Origin of the sequence: Nostoc punctiforme PCC 73102 (assembly GCF_000020025.1) — a bacterium.
In the GTDB taxonomy this organism is placed as follows: Bacteria; Cyanobacteriota; Cyanobacteriia; order Cyanobacteriales; family Nostocaceae; genus Nostoc; species Nostoc punctiforme.
Window position 1 is genome coordinate 4714231 of sequence record NC_010628.1, and the last position, 17393, is coordinate 4731623.

General features: G+C 41.0%; 15 protein-coding genes and 1 pseudogene. 7 read left to right on the forward strand and 9 right to left on the reverse strand.

The window, feature by feature from the left end; translation table 11 throughout:
• The first annotated feature begins 160 nt into the window (after positions 1-160).
• The 5 genes from NPUN_RS18910 (at position 161) to NPUN_RS18930 (ending at position 6687) form a co-directional block, all read left to right on the forward strand.
• Positions 161-1537, forward strand: coding sequence for a cytochrome P450 (locus NPUN_RS18910; protein ID WP_012410103.1), 1377 nt, complete (start codon positions 161-163; stop codon positions 1535-1537).
• Between the two features lie 102 nt (positions 1538-1639).
• The gene (locus NPUN_RS18915) at positions 1640-2398 is read left to right on the forward strand and encodes an LmeA family phospholipid-binding protein (RefSeq protein WP_012410104.1); all 759 of its coding nucleotides are present in this window, start codon (positions 1640-1642) and stop codon (positions 2396-2398) included.
• Between the two features lie 104 nt (positions 2399-2502).
• A complete protein-coding gene (gene crtO / locus NPUN_RS18920; RefSeq protein ID WP_012410105.1) occupies positions 2503-4197 on the forward strand; it encodes a beta-carotene ketolase CrtO in 1695 nt (564 codons plus the stop codon).
• A gap of 795 nt (positions 4198-4992) precedes the next feature.
• The gene (locus NPUN_RS18925; protein WP_012410106.1) at positions 4993-5736 is read left to right on the forward strand and encodes a tetratricopeptide repeat protein; all 744 of its coding nucleotides are present in this window, start codon (positions 4993-4995) and stop codon (positions 5734-5736) included.
• Positions 5737-5814: 78 nt separating this feature from the next.
• Positions 5815-6687, forward strand: a complete 873-nt coding sequence (locus tag NPUN_RS18930) for an SDR family oxidoreductase (protein ID WP_012410107.1) — start codon at positions 5815-5817, stop codon at positions 6685-6687.
• On the opposite strand, the gene NPUN_RS43445 is transcribed toward NPUN_RS18930, so the two are convergent.
• Complete coding sequence (locus NPUN_RS43445) at positions 6684-7097, reverse strand: hypothetical protein (RefSeq protein ID WP_234710952.1); 414 nt, start codon at positions 7095-7097, stop codon at positions 6684-6686. The two genes, NPUN_RS18930 and NPUN_RS43445, sit on opposite strands and share 4 nt — an antisense overlap.
• Before the next feature lie 7 nt (positions 7098-7104).
• On the reverse strand, positions 7105-7806 hold the full coding sequence (locus NPUN_RS43450) for an ATP-binding protein (RefSeq protein WP_234710953.1): 702 nt from the start codon (positions 7804-7806) through the stop codon (positions 7105-7107).
• Between the two features lie 45 nt (positions 7807-7851).
• Here NPUN_RS43450 and NPUN_RS18940 point away from each other — a divergent pair, with 45 nt between their 5' ends.
• Positions 7852-8415: a Uma2 family endonuclease gene (locus NPUN_RS18940; protein WP_012410108.1), complete on the forward strand. Its 564-nt coding sequence runs from the start codon at positions 7852-7854 to the stop codon at positions 8413-8415.
• 14 nt (positions 8416-8429) lie between these two features.
• Here NPUN_RS18940 and NPUN_RS43455 read toward each other — a convergent pair whose 3' ends face one another.
• The 7 genes and pseudogenes from NPUN_RS43455 to gcvT form a co-directional block, all read right to left on the reverse strand.
• The gene (locus NPUN_RS43455) at positions 8430-9122 is read right to left on the reverse strand and encodes a WD40 repeat domain-containing protein (protein WP_052304633.1); all 693 of its coding nucleotides are present in this window, start codon (positions 9120-9122) and stop codon (positions 8430-8432) included.
• Between the two features lie 12 nt (positions 9123-9134).
• Positions 9135-9272: pseudogene (locus tag NPUN_RS44865) on the reverse strand (hypothetical protein); the annotation flags it as partial.
• Positions 9257-9649, reverse strand: a complete 393-nt coding sequence (locus NPUN_RS43465; protein ID WP_234710954.1) for a hypothetical protein — start codon at positions 9647-9649, stop codon at positions 9257-9259. The gene NPUN_RS43465 and the pseudogene NPUN_RS44865, both read right to left, overlap by 16 nt.
• Positions 9650-9691: 42 nt before the next feature.
• Positions 9692-11215 carry a P-loop domain-containing protein gene (locus NPUN_RS18950; RefSeq protein ID WP_012410109.1) on the reverse strand — a complete coding sequence of 508 codons (1524 nt, stop codon included), beginning with the start codon at positions 11213-11215 and terminating at the stop codon, positions 9692-9694.
• Positions 11216-11738: 523 nt separating this feature from the next.
• Complete coding sequence (gcvP, locus tag NPUN_RS18955; protein WP_012410110.1) at positions 11739-14678, reverse strand: aminomethyl-transferring glycine dehydrogenase; 2940 nt, start codon at positions 14676-14678, stop codon at positions 11739-11741.
• Between the two features lie 171 nt (positions 14679-14849).
• The gene (gcvH, locus tag NPUN_RS18960) at positions 14850-15239 is read right to left on the reverse strand and encodes a glycine cleavage system protein GcvH (RefSeq protein ID WP_012410111.1); all 390 of its coding nucleotides are present in this window, start codon (positions 15237-15239) and stop codon (positions 14850-14852) included.
• Positions 15240-15364: 125 nt separating this feature from the next.
• A complete protein-coding gene (gcvT, locus tag NPUN_RS18965; RefSeq protein ID WP_041566286.1) occupies positions 15365-16501 on the reverse strand; it encodes a glycine cleavage system aminomethyltransferase GcvT in 1137 nt (378 codons plus the stop codon).
• Positions 16502-16843: 342 nt separating this feature from the next.
• On the opposite strand from gcvT, the gene NPUN_RS18970 reads away from it, so the two are divergent.
• The gene (locus NPUN_RS18970) at positions 16844-17341 is read left to right on the forward strand and encodes a pentapeptide repeat-containing protein (RefSeq protein ID WP_012410113.1); all 498 of its coding nucleotides are present in this window, start codon (positions 16844-16846) and stop codon (positions 17339-17341) included.
• The last annotated feature ends 52 nt before the right edge of the window (positions 17342-17393 follow it).

The following is a 17393-nucleotide window of genomic DNA, read 5'->3' on the forward strand; positions in this document are numbered from 1 at the left end:
ATTAACTTAGCGGTAATTAACTCCCGAACATCTCCCCAAAGTATTAAAAATATTTGCTCTAATTCCCTAATTAAAAATTAAGCCTAGGAAGGATCTAGGCTTACCTCAAGCTTATTGAATTATTTACAGCTTACTAAAGCCTAAAAGTATCGAATAAATAATGAAAATACTTGATAGTCTAACCACACCATCGTTGCTGCAAACTCTGCAATTAATCGCTAAACCCACAAAAACTTTAGAAAATTATGCTACCAAGTATGGTGACATTTTCACAATGCGGGTAATGGGTTTAAAGTCGCCACCGATAGTATTTTTTAGCCATCCCCAAGCAATTAGTGATTGTTTTGCCGTCCCTGCACACAAGTTAGATTTTAAAAAAGCAACACATGTATTTAAACCCTTGTTTGGAGAGAATTCTATTGTATTTAAAGAAGCGCGATCACACCAACAACAACGGCAGTTATTACTACCAGCATTTCATGGCGATAATTTAAAGTCTTATGGACAAGCAATTTGCCAAATTGCTGAAGAACTTACACAAAGTTGGACATCAGGTACAAATATTTGTATACACAAATTAATGTCAAAGATCACTTTAGAAATTATCTTACAAGTGGTATTTGGTATTACTCATGGTGTGCGTTACCAACAATTAAAAGAACAATTGAGTGCTTTATTAGAAGACGTAACTAAACCTTGGTATTCCAGCTTGTTTTTCTTTCCTTCGCTGCAAAAAGATTTAGGCGCATGGAGTCCTTGGGGAATTTTCTTAAAAAGACGAGAGCAAATTGATAAACTCATCTATGCAGAAATTTCTGAAAGACGTTGGCAAAATGATGCTATGCGTACAGATATTCTCAGTCTGCTGATGTCAGCACATGACGTAAATGGGCAACAGATGACAGATGAGGAATTACGCGATCAACTCGTTTCATTATTGCTGTTGGGTTACGAAACTACATCTGGTGTATTAGCCTGGATATTTTATTTAATTCACTCTCATCCAGAGGTTAAACATCGGCTAATGCAAGAACTAAGCACCTTGGACAACCTCACGAATCCTGAAGCAATTACACAATTACCTTATCTCACTGCCGTCTGTCAAGAAACACTGCGAATTCATCCTATTGCTCTAATTTGCACACCACGAATGCTAAAAGAGCCAGTGGAAATTATGGGGCATAAATTTACATCAGAAACAGTTTTAGTTCCATGTATTCATTTAGCACATCGCCGAACAGACACTTACCCAGAACCAGAACAGTTTCGTCCAGAAAGATTCCTCAACCAAAAATTTTCACCTTACGAATATTTACCCTTTGGTGGAGGTTATCGCGGTTGCATTGGTGCAGCATTTTCTATGTATGAACTGAAATTAGTAACAGCCATAATATTATCCCGTTTTGAATTAAGCCTTACTGATAAACGTCCAGCATATCCAGTCCGTCGTGGTATTACAATTGTCCCTAGCGGCGGTGTAAAAATGGTTGTTACTAAAAAGGCAAAATTTAAAAGACAAACAATACTTTCTACTTGATTACTCAATCTTCCGATTTGCATATACCTAAATACAGATCCGCTCTTTAGCATATAGCCTTTACAGTAAATAGTAAGAGGACATTTAGGAGATTACTAATCCATGCCTGATGAGCATCGGTTGGAGGAAAAATTTTTATCCCAGGAAGCTGAAAGAAGAGTATCTGAAAAGCTAGATGAAGTAGAAAAAATAGAAATAGATGTACAAACCGATCTGTTTAAAATAGTTCAGGGACAGGCGGATGGAGTTTCGGTTGCAGGACAAGGATTAACGATCGAAAAAGATATTCGCGTACAAGAAATAAAACTGCAAACAGAAAGTATTACCATTAATCCCTTAAGCGCCCTTTTTGGCCAAATAGAACTTAACGATCCAGTAAATGCCATTGCTCGTATTATACTCACAGAAGTAGATATGAACCGCACCTTGGCATCAGACTTTGTTCGCAGCAAGATGCAAGATTTTGATTTGGATGTAGATGGCAGAATTGTAAGTTTTGAAGCACAAAAAATTGAAATATTTTTACCTGGTGATGGCAAAATAGAATGTAGGGGAAGAGTACTGTTAAAGGAAAAGGGAAATACTCGCCCTTTGGCTTACACTGCGATCGCACGTCCACGCACTCATTCACAACCCGCGATGCTGGAGAGTTTTAACTGCACTGAGGGCGGGGGAATTTCCATAGAAGTAGTTACAGCTTTAATGCAGAAAGCAAAAGAGTTGATGAATATACCATATTTTAAATGGAAAGATATGGTGTTTCATATTAAAGATATAAAAGTGGAAACTGGTAGTTTAATACTGATGGTAGAAACTCAAGTGAGGCAAATACCATCATCGTCAAATTTTTCATCTACTTAGTAGAATTAACCTTAATTAAAGATAATTTTTGTTACTGAAGGATGATGTAAAAGTAATAAAATGTTTCTACTATTTAGAAAGCTACTTATTTCTAAATTCCAACTATGCAAGAGTATGATGTTGTGCTGATCGGTGCTGGACACAATGGGTTAGTTTGTGCGGCTTACTTGTTGAAAGCTGGTTATAGCGTCCTGTTACTGGAAAAGCGCTCTGTTCCAGGTGGTGCAGCAACAACTGAAGAATGTTTACCGCAAGAGGCTCCTGGATTTAAATTTAACTTGTGCGCTATTGACCATGAGTTTATTCACTTGGGGCCAGTTGTTGAAGAATTAGAATTAGAAAAATACGGCTTGCATTATTTGGAGTGCGATCCAGTTGTTTTCTGTCCTCATCCTGATGGCAAGTATTTCTTAGGGCATAAGTCGCTAGAAAAAACTTGTGCAGAAATTGCTCGTTATAATGAACGTGATGCCAAAAAATACGCAGAATTTGTAGATTATTGGCAACGAGCAATCGGTGCAATGATTCCGATGTTTAATGCACCGCCAAAGTCAATTATAGATATTGTTGGCAACTACGATATCAAAAAATTCAAAGATTTATTTTCGGTTATTGGTTCGCCAAACAAAACGCTGGACTTTATTCGCACTATGTTAACCAGCGCCGAGGATTTACTTAACGAGTGGTTTGATGAAGAATTTCTAAAAGCGCCACTAGCAAGGCTAGCATCAGAACTTGGTGCGCCACCATCGCAAAAAACCCTTGCCATTGGTGCAATTATGATGGCGATGCGTCATAACCCTGGCATGGCCAGACCTCGCGGCGGAACTGGCGCATTAGTGCAAGCTTTGGTGAATTTAGTCACAAGTAAAGGTGGCGTTATTCTTACAGATCAGCATGTTGAAAAAGTTTTAATTGATGATGGTAAAGCTGTTGGCGTGCGGGTTGCTGGTGGTAAAGAATATCGCGCCAAATATGGGGTTATTTCTAATATTGATGCCAAGCGGTTGTTCTTACAAATGACTGATAAAAGTGATGTTGATGGAGCCGACCCAGATTTATGGGAAAGGTTAGAACGCCGCATTGTTAACAATAACGAAACCATCCTTAAGATAGACTTAGCTTTAGACGAACCACTGCATTTTCCACACCACGCTCACAAAGATGAATATCTCGTTGGTTCTATCTTGATTGCCGATTCTGTGGCTCATGTAGAACAGGCTCATAGTAAATGTACTTTGGGAGAGATTCCTGATGCTGACCCATCAATGTATGTGGTGATGCCTAGCTACTTAGACCCTACATTAGCACCACCAGGTAAGCACACTGTATGGATTGAGTATTTTGCCCCTTATCAAATTGCCGGTGCAGAAGGTACTGGTTTAAAAGGTACTGGCTGGACAGATGAGTTGAAAAATAAAGTTGCAGATAGAGTGGTTGATAAGTTGGCAGACTATGCACCAAATGTCAAAAATGCAACTATCGCTCGTCGTGTTGAAAGTCCAGCAGAACTAGGAGAAAGATTAGGTGCTTACAAAGGAAATTATTACCATGTTGACATGACTTTAGATCAGATGATATTTTTCCGTCCATTACCAGAAATAGCAAACTACAAAACGCCAATTGATAATCTATTTTTGACTGGTGCTGGTACTCATCCAGGTGGTTCGATTTCGGGAATGCCGGGACGCAATTGTGCCCGCGCCTTTTTACAGGCAAAACATCCTATTAGCCAAACCTTAAAGGATGCAAGAGATTCGATTAAGTCAACTGTCGAGTCAGTCTTTGGAATTAATTAGGCGTTGCAAACATAAAGCCTATTATTATCTATTTTTTGCCTTCATGTCTTTGTACTGAAAATCGAATTTTGGTATCACAAAGATATGAAGGTATTATTTAAAGTATCGTCTTAAATAGGAATCTGTTTTGATGTTTGTTCGTGCAACCTTGCGTAGACGTACTTATTTGCGTGGGTAGGAAAGAAGGTTTTTTAGTTGTACGGAGTTTTTTTTAAATAAAATATGAGTCCTATAGACTTTACAAGCGAGAAGTTACATTGATAGACTTCCCATAATTTTTGCAAATATAACGCTGATAGTAATCATTGAGAATCAGTTATTGGCATCCCCCCAACGAGAGATGTTAATCTGATGCGGTTTTAAGTTGCATAGTTTCAATCGCTAAAAAGAGGCAAAGACGTAATTTGAATGATGATTAGCTTAGATAAATGCTTGAAAAATGAAGCAACTAACATCATTGTTTAGCGAAAACTATTACGATCGCCTATGGCGGGTGGTATACCATTGCACTCTTAGTAATTACCAAACACTTGCAATGTCTACAACAGGCGACATTTACACAATATATACAACACAAATAATTGTTTTTTTAATGAAATAGGTACTAAGTAATTGCTTTATGTAGATTTAATATGATAATCTAGCCTACGCTTGATTTTAATAAACATCTATGCGTCGTCAACAAAGCTCTTTCTGAAAAGATAAGTGAATTAATGCGTAAAAACTAGTGTATTTTGATAATACTCAAAAAAAGAACGAATTTTAACATCATCTCATAAGTTTTGTAGGTAAAGCATGATTGTTCAGCGCTGCTTCGTTGCATCTGGTTTGATAGCTTTCTTCGCATTTGGTTGTAGTGGTGGGGCAAACTCATCAATAGAAAATACTACACAAGTTGTCCAAGAAAGTAATGTAACCCAGCTTTTCATAGAAGCGAAGGCTACCCAAAAAGCAGAAGACTTTTTTCATCAAGGTAATAATTTATTAGATGGACAACGTTATGAAGATGCAATAAAGGCATACGATAAAGCGATCGCCATCAAAGTTGAGAGTCCTGAAGCTTGGATTAACCGTGGCATAGCTTTAACATCGTTGCAACGTTACCAAGATGCTCTTGCATCCTATGATAAAGCGATCGCGATCAAACCCGATAAATATGAAGCCTGGTATAATCGTGGCATAGCTTTGACATCGTTGCAGCGCTACAAAGACGCGATCGCATCTTACGATAAAGCGATCGCCATTCAACCCAACAAATATCAAGCCTTAATTAACCGAGGCATTGCACTGACAAAGCTACACCGCTACCAAGACGCGATCGCATCTTATGATAGAGCGATCGTCATCAAGCAAGATTTGCACCAAGCATATTACAACAAAGCTTGCTCTTATGCTTTACAAAGCAATTTAGAATTGGCAATTGAGAACCTAGACAAAGCAATTGAGCTTGTTCCTGATAAATACAAGAAATTAGCAAAAACTGATCCAGACTTTAGCAAAGTGCGTAGTGAAAAGCAATTTCAGGAATTAATCCAATAGTATTTGATCGCCACCACTCAGTGTAGAATATAAGCCTGCGGCAGCAAGGATTTTTTCTTGAGCGGTTTACGATTAGACATGAAAAAATTGTTAATCACCGGAGCAAGTGGTTTTTTAGGATGGCATCTTTGCCAGCTTGCAAAACCAGAATGGGAGATTTATGGCACTTATTTATCCCATCCTTTAGAGATTCCTGGCATTAAAACGTTAAAAGCAAACTTAACAAATTTCCAGGAATTAAAACGCATATTTAATGATGTTAAACCAGAAGCAGTTATTCATACTGCTGCCCATTCGCAACCAAATTTTTGTCAAACAAACCCCAAAGAATCGCACGCAATTAACGTTATCGCATCATGCAATATTGCCGGACTTTGCGCGGATAATTCTATTCCTTGTGCTTTTACTTCAACCGACTTAGTTTTTGATGGCTTAAATGCTCCCTATCAAGAAATAGATGCCGTGTGTCCTGTCAACCTTTACGGTGAGCAGAAAGCGATCGCAGAAGCAGGTATGCTAGAAAGATATCCTCTGACAGCAGTGTGTCGAATGCCCTTGATGTTTGGTGCAGCAACACCGACAGCAAAAAGCTTTATTCAGCCATTTATTCAAACTTTACAAGCAGAAAAAGAACTAAATTTATTTATAGATGAATTTCGCACACCAGTAAGTGGAACAACTGCCGCTAAAGGACTTTTATTAGCATTAGAAAAAGTTAACGGCATCATTCACTTAGGTGGCAAAGAGCGGCTTTCGCGTTATGATTTTGGAAAAATATTAGTTGAGGTATTTCAACTCCCCACTACCAAGCTCAAATCTTGCCGACAAGAAGATGTGAAAATGGCAGCACCTAGACCAGCAGATGTTTCTTTGGATAGTTCCAAAGCTTTTGCATTGGGGTATCAGCCTTTATCTTTAAAAGAAGAATTGCAGAATTTAATCAATAGTTAATCATCAGGTTGTATTTGTTGTGTACCTAACCAATGACGGAAGCTGGAATGATAGAGACTATAATAAGTTTCTCCGTCAATTTGTTCTTGGTGTAAGAATTCAAGCCAACTTTCTAGAACTTCCTCAACTTCATATTCATCAGTATCAATGATTTCTGCAATTGCTTCTACTGAGATTGCTTTTTGCTGCTGAATTAGGACATTTAACACATCTGTGCTATGTTCCGTCCCTTGTTTGGGTGGAATCATTTGGTGTAAATGCTGCTGATAATATGCTTCTAAAGCAGGCGGGAGTTCATTGTACTGAAAAGGTTCCGCACTTATTATCTGACTGACATACATAAAATTATTCTCGCTCAAAGTGGTGATGCGATCGCAGAAATTTTCCTCATTAATCTGGTGATTACTCAACCAAGATTTAATATCCCCCCTTGTTAAGGGGGGTTGGGGGGATCTCTTCAACGCTTAGGTAACTTTGAATATAAGCTTGAATATCCCGCCGATTTTCTTCTGGATAATCTGCCAAATCCAGACTTTGCGATGGCGTTTCAATTAATAAACCCGACTTCTCCCGCAAAAAAGGTCTACGAGTGAGGAGAAAATAGACCCTATCGGGGAGATAGCGGGGGAGATAAAACAGATTTGTCCCAGGTGGTTGGCTATTGCGGTCAATGCAATTCAACCCATCAATGGCAATTATCAGTTTTTGATGAGGTTCTAACTCATCGCTGATTTGCTGGAGAAGACTAGAGAAAAACCAACTTCCCTCTGTGGCGTTATCTGGGAGGGAGGCGTAACTAAGCGAGTATTGATTAATTAGTTGCGTGCAGATATTTATGAGAAATTCGTCACCCCGATTTTTACCCTCAAGTTCGGCATTGTAATAAATCACGTGAGGATTATCTGCCACATATTTGGCAAGGATGGCACTTTTACCGCTACCGGGTGCGCCAATGATGGTGAAATAACCGTGGCGATGGCGGTGGAGAAAGTTGTTAATAGCCGTGAAGACAAATTCACGACCGACAAAGTTGTGGCTTTTTTGTTGAATGATTTCCTCAAACTCCCTTGGATGTCCTCTGGAATTGATTGCAGTGGGTGGTTTGGGTGATGAGTTCATAATTCTGAGGAATAATTAAAAGATAAGGCAAGGCTGGGGGTAGTCATGACTGTGCAGTTATTAAGACGGAAGTTCACAGTTGAGCAATTTCATAAAATGATTGAGTCGGGGATTCTGTCAGAAGATGACCGGGTGGAATTGATTCGGGGAGAGATTATAGAGATGTCGCCTATTGGGACAAAACACGCTGCTTGTGTCAATCGACTGATTAATTTGTTGATGCAGTTGTTGGGAAAGCGCGTCATACTTGCTGCTCAAAATCCAATTGCATTGAACAATAACTCAGAACCTCAGCCAGATGTAGCATTACTCAAACCCCGTGATGACTTTTATGAAACCGCACACCCCCAACCCCAGGATATTTTTTTACTAATTGAAGTAGCTGATTCGACTGTCATGTATGACCGGGAAGAGAAAATTCCTTTATATGCCCAAGCAAACATAATTGAAGTTTGGTTAGTAGATATTAACGAGCAAATTGTCGAAGTTTATCAACAGCCAACAGCTGCAAGATATCAGTTTATGCAAAAGTTTGCTAGCGGTCAAACTTTATCAATTCCAGCCTTCCTCGACGTGAATATTACCGTCAAGGAAATCTTTGGCAGATAACATTATTTCTCCCCTCATCCCTCTCTCATCCCTTCAAGGCGCAAAAAATGTACCCTACCTGATTGTTCCCCTGCGACAATTGTCATGCCATCTGGTGCAACAGCGCAGCAATTGATAGGATATTCCCCCGTGAAAGTGGTAATAACCTTTCCAGTTAAAAAATTCCAGACTTTCAGGGTGTTGTCATCGGAGGCAGAAATCACCTGTTGCCCATTGGGGGTGACGGCGACGGCTTTTACCCAGTCACTATGACCATTGAGGGTGAATTGTTCCTCCCCTGTTGCCAGATTCCAGACTTTCAGGGTGTTGTCAGAGGAAGCAGAAATCACCTGTTGCCCATTGGGGGTGACGGCGACGGCTTTTACCGAGTCACTATGACCATTGAGGGTGAATTGTTCCTCCCCTGTTGCCAGATTCCAGACTTTCAGGGTGTTGTCATCGGAGGCAGAAATCACCTGTTGCCCATTGGGGGTGACGGCGACGGCTTTTACCCAGTCACTATGACCATTGAGGGTGAATTGTTCCTCCCCTGTTGCCAGATTCCAGACTTTCAGGGTGTTGTCAGAGGAAGCAGAAATCACCTGTTGCCCATTGGGGGTGACGGCGACGGCTTTTACCCAGTCACTATGACCATTGAGGGTGAATTGTTCCTCCCCTGTTGCCAGATTCCAGACTTTCAGGGTGTTGTCAGAGGAAGCAGAAATCACCTGTTGCCCATTGGGGGTGACGGCGACGGCTTTTACCGAGTCACTATGACCATTGAGGGTGCGGAGTAAGCGTCCTCCTGCTGGAGTTAAACTACGGGTTAAGGGACACAGCCAAGGGGTAGTTTTCCCTTGCTTTATTTTGCCAATAATGCCTGAATTTCCTCTGGCATTTTCTCATGTAGTAACCGTCCGTGCAATTGACTCGCTAATTGCTGCTTATCTATTACTAAAATATGTGCTGATAGTCTCAATACTCCTTGAATTAATTTGAGACTTTTAACTTTTTCAGAGTTATATTCTGGATAATTTAATGTCTCTACATCATCAATTAAATCATAATCTTCAATTAGCGACTGCACCCCCAATTCAGGATAGTTAATCTTGTCAGTGATGAATTTAAAATCAGTCAGAGTTGCATAATACTTCTCTAAATTTTCTGATTTGACCAGATTATAAGGATATCTATCTAGACGAGCTTTTTGGGAATAGGATTTTTTTGCTTTTGATTTTTTATGAGTCTTCATCATCTTCCTCATTCTCCCGTTCCCAGTAATCTACAATACGTTGATTCACTTTTTAAGTAGCTTACGCTTTGTATTCAGAACTGGTTTAGATTTGAGAAAGTCTAGAAAACTAGCATGGTATATGCTGTAACAATTGTCTCCATCGATTGTCTGCTCCTTCAAATACTCAACCCACTCATCTAAAACTAATTGCACATCATATTCCTCCTGTTTAGCAATATCTGCTATCATCTTCCACGTAATTGGTGTGCCAATCTCCACTAAAATAAACAGGATAAATACTTTTACTTCTTGGGGCTTTACATCCATTCTCATCCGTACCCAATGAACTTGATAATAGTCCTGAAGACCATCGGGTAATTGCGTTAAATTTAGGTCTTGATAGTCACCTTTAGCAATTCCTGGCAAAACATAGCGCAGGTACATGAAATTATTTTCGCTCTTAGTTGCTACCTGCTCAACAAAATCATTATCATCAATATTGCGGTCTTTAATCCATTGTCTAAGTGCCTTCTTATGGTCTTCATCGACATTCAAAAATAACCCAATATACTTTTTGATATCTTCACGGCTCAAATTAACATAGTCATTTGCCCTTAAATCTAGCTCCTCCATCGGGACATCTGGTGCAGACAAGCGTTTTTTATCTATAGTATATGGTCGTCTAGTCAGCAGAAAATAGACACGTTCCGGTAGCGCCGTTGGTAAATCTAAAAGATTTCCCCCAGCTTCTTGCTCCACTTCATCCAAAGCATCAACTACAATTACCAGACTTTCACTAACAGGAATTCTCTTACTAACTTGTTCTAGTAAATCAGCTAAATTAGCCTTCTCGACATTCTGCAACTGGTAACGCTTACTTAATTGCTTGCGAATACTTTCAAGAAATAGCTCCGCTCGATTGCTACTAGTTTGGCGAATATTAAAATAGCATGGTGATTTATTATCCCAAACGTATTTAGCAGCAATAGTACTCTTCCCCATCCCCGCATCACCCGCTACTGTAAAATAACCACTGCGATTTTTATTGCAAAATTGCTTAAATGCGTCAAAAACAAACTGACGACCACAAAACGAGCGAATTTTTTCTCTAATTAACGACTTAAATTCTGTTGGATACTCATCTAAATTCCATTCAGGGAAAGGCTCAAACTCTATTGATTTACTTCTTTTAGCAACCTGAATAAATATTTCCCCAAATTCCTCCAACTGCGATCGCAGTTCAATTTTCATCAATCGGATATCATATTCTGAATCCGTTCCCTGCAAAAACTTTTCTACTTTCTTGTAGAAACCCAAAGGATTATTTGAAGTATAAGCACTCCAAAAAGCATTTTTAATTTCTCTTTCTCGAAAAAGATTCAGCAGTACTTCCTGCTTATCCACACCATACTCAATTAAAGAATAAACATAAACACCATCAACATCTTTAGGTGGTTGTACTGGGTCAAAATTGAATTGTTTTAAGGTTCTAACTACAGTTTCATTGCGTTGAGCTTGATTAATAACTAGAGAAGCCTCAGGTTTAGCAATACTTTTAAGTGCATTAACTACAGGGTCAATATTCATCTTCGCTAGCAGTAGAGATAATTTTTACACCTGTAACATATCCTAACGACAGATGACAAAATTAAGCAAAGATATACTTGTATAATAGCGATACCTTTGGTAAGCTGCGCTAACCCTCCCTCTTCTCTCTTCCTCTGCGTCCTCTGCGCCTCTGCGGTTCGATTTTCACACTCATTGCCAAAGCGCGTAGGCATAACCCTTCGTAGACATTGCCTAGCTATTTCGAGTTCCAAAGCTCAACTTTGACCTTTTGAGGCTCAACTTTGACCTTCTGAGGCTCAACGTTGACCTTCTGAGGCTCAACTATAAATCAATACGGTTCACTTAAGGGCTACTGGCAAAAATTTTGGGTTTTTGAGACGCGATAAATCGCCGTCTCTACAAGTGTTTTGGTCTTATCTGAACTGTATTGAACTATAAATATTTCTATCTTACGCAGAGAGAGAGTTTATTCTAAAAAAATCCCCCCAACTTTCTGTAAACGAGAGTTGGGGGGAGCAAGCTTTAACTAAACTGTATGGTTTTATGAGGAATAAGCATCCATTGGCAGACATGAGCAAACAAAATTCCGATCGCCAAAAGCTGCATCAATGCGACCGACAGCAGGCCAGAATTTATACTCACGAGTCCAAGGTGCAGGATAGGCAGCTTGTTCACGAGAATAGGGATGCTGCCATTCTCCGGTGATGAGACTTTCGGCAGTGTGGGGTGCGTTCTTCAAAACATTATCTTGAGCATCCACCTTGCCAACTTCTATTTCGGCAATTTCTTGGCGAATAGCAATCAACGCATCACAGAAACGATCCAACTCTTGCTTAGATTCACTTTCTGTAGGTTCCACCATGATTGTACCCCCTACAGGCCAGGAGACAGTCGGCGCATGGAAACCATAATCCATGAGACGCTTGGCGACATCATCGATTTCGATCGCAGCTGATTTTTTGAGCGATCGCAAATCTAAAATACATTCATGGGCAACTAGACCATTTTTCCCCTGATACAAAACCGGATAGTACGATTCTAGTTTTTTCGCAATGTAGTTAGCGTTGAGAATCGCCACTTTAGTAGCTTGGGTTAAACCATCTGCACCCATCATGGCGATGTACATCCAAGAAATCACCAAGATACTTGCACTACCCCAAGGCGCAGCCGCCACAGCACCAATATGTGAGTGCTGAGTTGAGTCGTTGATAGTAACAACAGGATGTCCGGGTAGAAAAGGCACAAGATGAGAGGCTACCCCAATGGGCCCCATACCAGGGCCACCGCCACCATGAGGAATACAGAAGGTTTTGTGCAAGTTTAAATGGCAGACATCCGCGCCAATATCTCCAGGACGGCAAATTCCCACTTGGGCATTCATATTTGCCCCATCCATGTAAACTTGTCCGCCATGACTATGGACAACAGCGCAGATTTCCTGAATTGGTTCCTCAAACACACCGTGAGTTGAGGGATATGTCACCATTAAGGCGGCGAGTTCATGGCTGTGTTTTTCTGCCTTTGCCTTCAAGTCATCAACGTCAATATTACCTTGTGAGTCACAGGCAACTGCCACCACCTTCATCCCACACATTACCGCACTTGCTGGGTTTGTCCCGTGTGCCGAGGTAGGAATCAAACAAACATTGCGGTGTGCTTCACCCCGATTTTCGTGATATTGACGAATTACTAAAAGTCCAGCATATTCACCCTGAGAACCAGCATTTGGTTGCAGAGAAATTCCGGCAAACCCGGTAATTTCAGCTAACCATGCCTCAAGTTGCTGGAATAGGATTTGATAACCCTGAGTTTGCGACGCAGGGGCAAATGGATGAATCTTGCCAAATTCTTCCCAAGTTACCGGAATCATTTCAGCAGTTGCATTCAACTTCATTGTGCAAGAACCCAAAGGAATCATCGATGTCGTTAGCGACAAGTCCTTGCTTTCCAGCTTGTGCAGATAACGCAACAACTCAGTTTCTGAGTGATAACGGTTAAATACAGGATGGGTAAGATAGTTACTGGTGCGGGCAAAGGTTGAGTTTTGTAGAGATGATTTGCGCCGTGCTGCAATTAAGTCTCCAATTTCTTTAAAACCGAACAATAGACTATCAGGTGCTGCAAAAATCTCGAAAAGCTCTATTAAATCATCTGCTGTAGTTGTTTCATCTACAGAGATACCAACGGCAGTGTCATCAAAAATCCGCAGGTTAATATTCCGTGCTTGACAAGCTTCGAGAATTACCTCTAGGCTGCGTGTTCCCAATTCTACTCGCAGTGTATCAAAGAAATGTTCAGAACTAATTTTGTAACCCAGATGCTTTAGTCCTGCTGCCAACATTAAAGTTAGCTGGTGGATATTCTCCGCAATTTGCTTAAGTCCATCTGGCCCATGATAGACGGCGTACATACTCGCCATTACCGCCAGTAGCACCTGTGCAGTACAAATATTACTAGTAGCTTTCTCGCGGCGGATGTGCTGTTCGCGGGTTTGCAACGCAAGACGTAATGCAGGCTTACCTTGAGCATCTTTTGATACTCCTACAATTCGCCCTGGAACCAGCCGCTTATACTCTTCCTTCGTAGCAAAGTATGCCGCATGAGGTCCCCCAAACCCCAACGGAATACCGAAACGCTGGGTGCTGCCCACAGCAATATCAGCGCCAAATTCCCCAGGAGGGGTGAGCAAAGTTAAACTTAAAGGATCTGCTGCTACCGTCACCAATGCACCCTTAGCATGGGCTTTTTCTATAAAAGCGCGGTAGTCGTAAATGGTGCCATCACTTGCAGGGTATTGCAAAACAGCCCCAAAAATTGCTCGATCAAAATCAAATGTTTGATGATCGCCGACAATGATATTAATCCCTAATGGTTTAGCACGTGTTTGTAACACGTCAATAGTTTGGGGATGGCAGTCATGAGAGACAAAATAGGCATTTGCCTGATTTTTGGAGACACCATAGCTTAGACTCATTGCTTCAGCTGCGGCTGTGGCTTCATCTAGTAACGAAGCATTGGCGATTTCCAAACCTGTAAGATCAATAATCAGGGTTTGGAAATTTAGTAGCGCTTCCAGTCGTCCTTGGGCAATTTCTGGTTGATAAGGAGTGTAAGCAGTATACCAACCTGGATTTTCTAAGATGTTACGCCCAATTACAAGCGGGGTAATAGTGTCGTAATATCCCATACCGATATATGAGCGGAAAACCTGATTTTTAGCAGCAATTTTTTTTAAGGATGCCAGTGCTGCATACTCACTTTCGGCTTCTGGTAACTTTAGCGGTTGCTTCAGGCGGATTGTCTGGGGAACTGTTTTGTCAATTAGGGCATCCAGGCTGGGAAATCCCAAAACCTTAAGCATTTGCTGGATGTCGTCGGAGTTAGGGCCAATGTGTCTTGGCGCAAAACTACTTAATTTTTGACTTTTTTGATTCAGCACTTGCTGCTCATTCGATTTGAGAATAGGGGCGTTCAATACCACAAATTACTCTCCAGATGGTACTCTTTCATATTTTGCAATAAATACTCATGAGAAGTAGGTGTAAATTTCTAATTCATCTAAATTTCATGACTTATCTTCGAGTGGAGTGGTAAGAGGACACGGTGACGCAGGGAAATTTCATTCTCTGCGTCCCTGCATCTTTTTTCTTCTTTACTCGCCTTCCACCTGTGCACGATACTCATCTGCTGTCAAGGCATCCTCAATTTCACCAGGGTCATTGACGCGCACTTTCAAAAACCATCCCTCACCATAGGGGTCTTCTGAAACTTCTTCAGGAGAATTAATTAAGGCTTCATTGCGTTCTATAACAGTGCCTGTGACTGGTGAATTCAGTTCTTCAACGGCTTTCACTGATTCAATTGTGCCAAAGTTTTCTCCCCTGGTAAGAGCATCGCCAATTTCTGGCAGTTCCAAAAAGACGATATCACCCAATTCATGTACGGCAAACTCAGTAATGCCAATAGTGGCAATTTCGCCATCTATTCGAACGTATTCATGAGAATCGAGGTATCTAAAATCTTGAGGATATTCAAAAGACATATCACTTCCTCTCCCTTATCAAAAAAATTATTGCCCCAAAAGTCATCCAAGCCATATTTGGTAATGAACCTTACTGTAGATTGAGTAACTCACAACACATTATTCCTTAAAAACCCCAGCGCTTATCAGTTGGCAGCACGATTTTTTGACCGATAAAAGGGACGTTTAACTACAACTGCTGGGTAAGCTTTGCCGCGAATTTCGACTTCTAGCTGTTGACCAACGGTTGCTAATTGGGTAGGAACGTAAGCTAAAGCAATGGGATAACCCAGTGTAGGCGACAGAGTGCCACTAGAAACTTCTCCCACAACTTTACCTGTGGATAACACTTGGTAGCCATGACGGGCAATATTGCGTCCTTGGGTTTGTAAACCTACCAATCGACGCTTCACTCCCTTGGATTTTTGCTCTGCTAAAACTTCTCTTCCAATAAAATCACCTTTGGTATCTAAGTGGACTAGCCACCCCAAACCTGCTTCTAAGGGTGTGGTGGTGTCATCAATATCTTGTCCGTAAAGTGCCATTGCTGCTTCTAGGCGCAGAGTGTCTCTCGCACCAAGTCCACAGGGGATAACACCACTTTTATGGAGACTTCGCCACAATTCTACTCCCACATCTAGGTCTACCATCACCTCAAAGCCATCTTCTCCGGTGTAACCTGTGCGGGCCAGGAAGGCAGGTTTACCTAGTAAGGTTGCTTCTAAATGTCCGAAGGCTTTGATTGGTTGTAAGTCTTCTTGCACTAAAGGTTGGAGATATTTAATCGCTTTTGTCCCTTGCACCGCAATTAAGACTTTATCTGGTGAAAGGTCTTGGAATTGCACTTTATCCAGGTCAAGATGTTGTAAAATCCATGCTTTATCTTTACCAGAGGTTGCTGCATTGACGATAATAAATGCCTTTTGTATACCAGTGGTGTCTTCACCTTGGTAATAAACAATGATGTCGTCAATAATTCCCGCTTGGTGGTTTAACAATACGGTGTATTGTGCTTGACCGGGTTGCAATCGGCTCAAGTCTGAAGGCACTAGAGACTGGAGTTGGGAAATGAGATTTTTACCTTGGAGGGTAAATTTACCCATGTGGGAAATATCGAACATTCCGGCTGCATTTCTTACAGCCTCATGTTCTCGGCTAATGCCACTAAATTGCACGGGCATTTCCCAACCACCAAAGCTGGTAAAGCGGGCTTTGAGTTCTACACCCACTTGATATAAAGGGGTTCGCGCCAGAGATTGGGTGTTGTCTTCTTGATTAGCCACAGGTAATTTTGCGTAGATGCGGAGCAACTTGCCTTTAGGCATCGCACCTCAACATCTATCATCCTACGAGATGCTTTCTGGTTTTACAGTCTTGTGTATCAAATTAGGGCATGGGGCATTGGGCATTGAACATGAAGAAGAGACAAGGGAGACAAGGAAGAGGGGGGAGACAAGGAAGAGGGGGGAGACAAAAGAGAGACTTGTTCAATAATTCCCCCTTGTCTTCCTGGCTCCCCTGCTGCTCCCTGCCCCACGCACTCTCTCCACTCCCCACTCCCTTGTCCCCTTCTGTGAGGTTTAATAGTTAATGGTAGAAGTGTTGAGATTTATTAAGAAGAGATTATGAAATATTGGCGACTGTTAGCTAGCTTTGTTTTAGCTATGGTTCTTTTTTTGTTTCCCCTATCGGCGGAAGCTGCAAGTTCTTCTAGCATTACCCGTTCTATGGGTAATGATGAACTAAAGGCGAAGGATTACTCTGGTCAAAATTTAGTTGGTAGTGAGTTTACCAATCTCAAATTAGAGAATGCTAATTTTAGCAATGCTGACTTACGTGGTGGCGTTTTTAACGGTACCCTATTGGAAGGAGTAAATCTGCATGGTGTTGATTTTAGTGAAGGCATAGCTTATCTCACAAGGTTTAAGGATGCTGATTTAAGTGATGCTGTCTTGACCGATGCAATGATGCTACGTTCTACTTTTGACGATGTAAATGTCACAGGCGCTGATTTTACAAATGCAATTTTAGATGGAACGCAAGTGAAAAAGCTTTGTGTTAAAGCAAGTGGGGTAAATTCTAAAACTGGTGTAGATACTCGTCAGTCTTTAGGATGTAAGTAAAATCTAACCCCTCTTCTTGGCTGGTGGAGAGGGGGATATTATTTTAACTAAT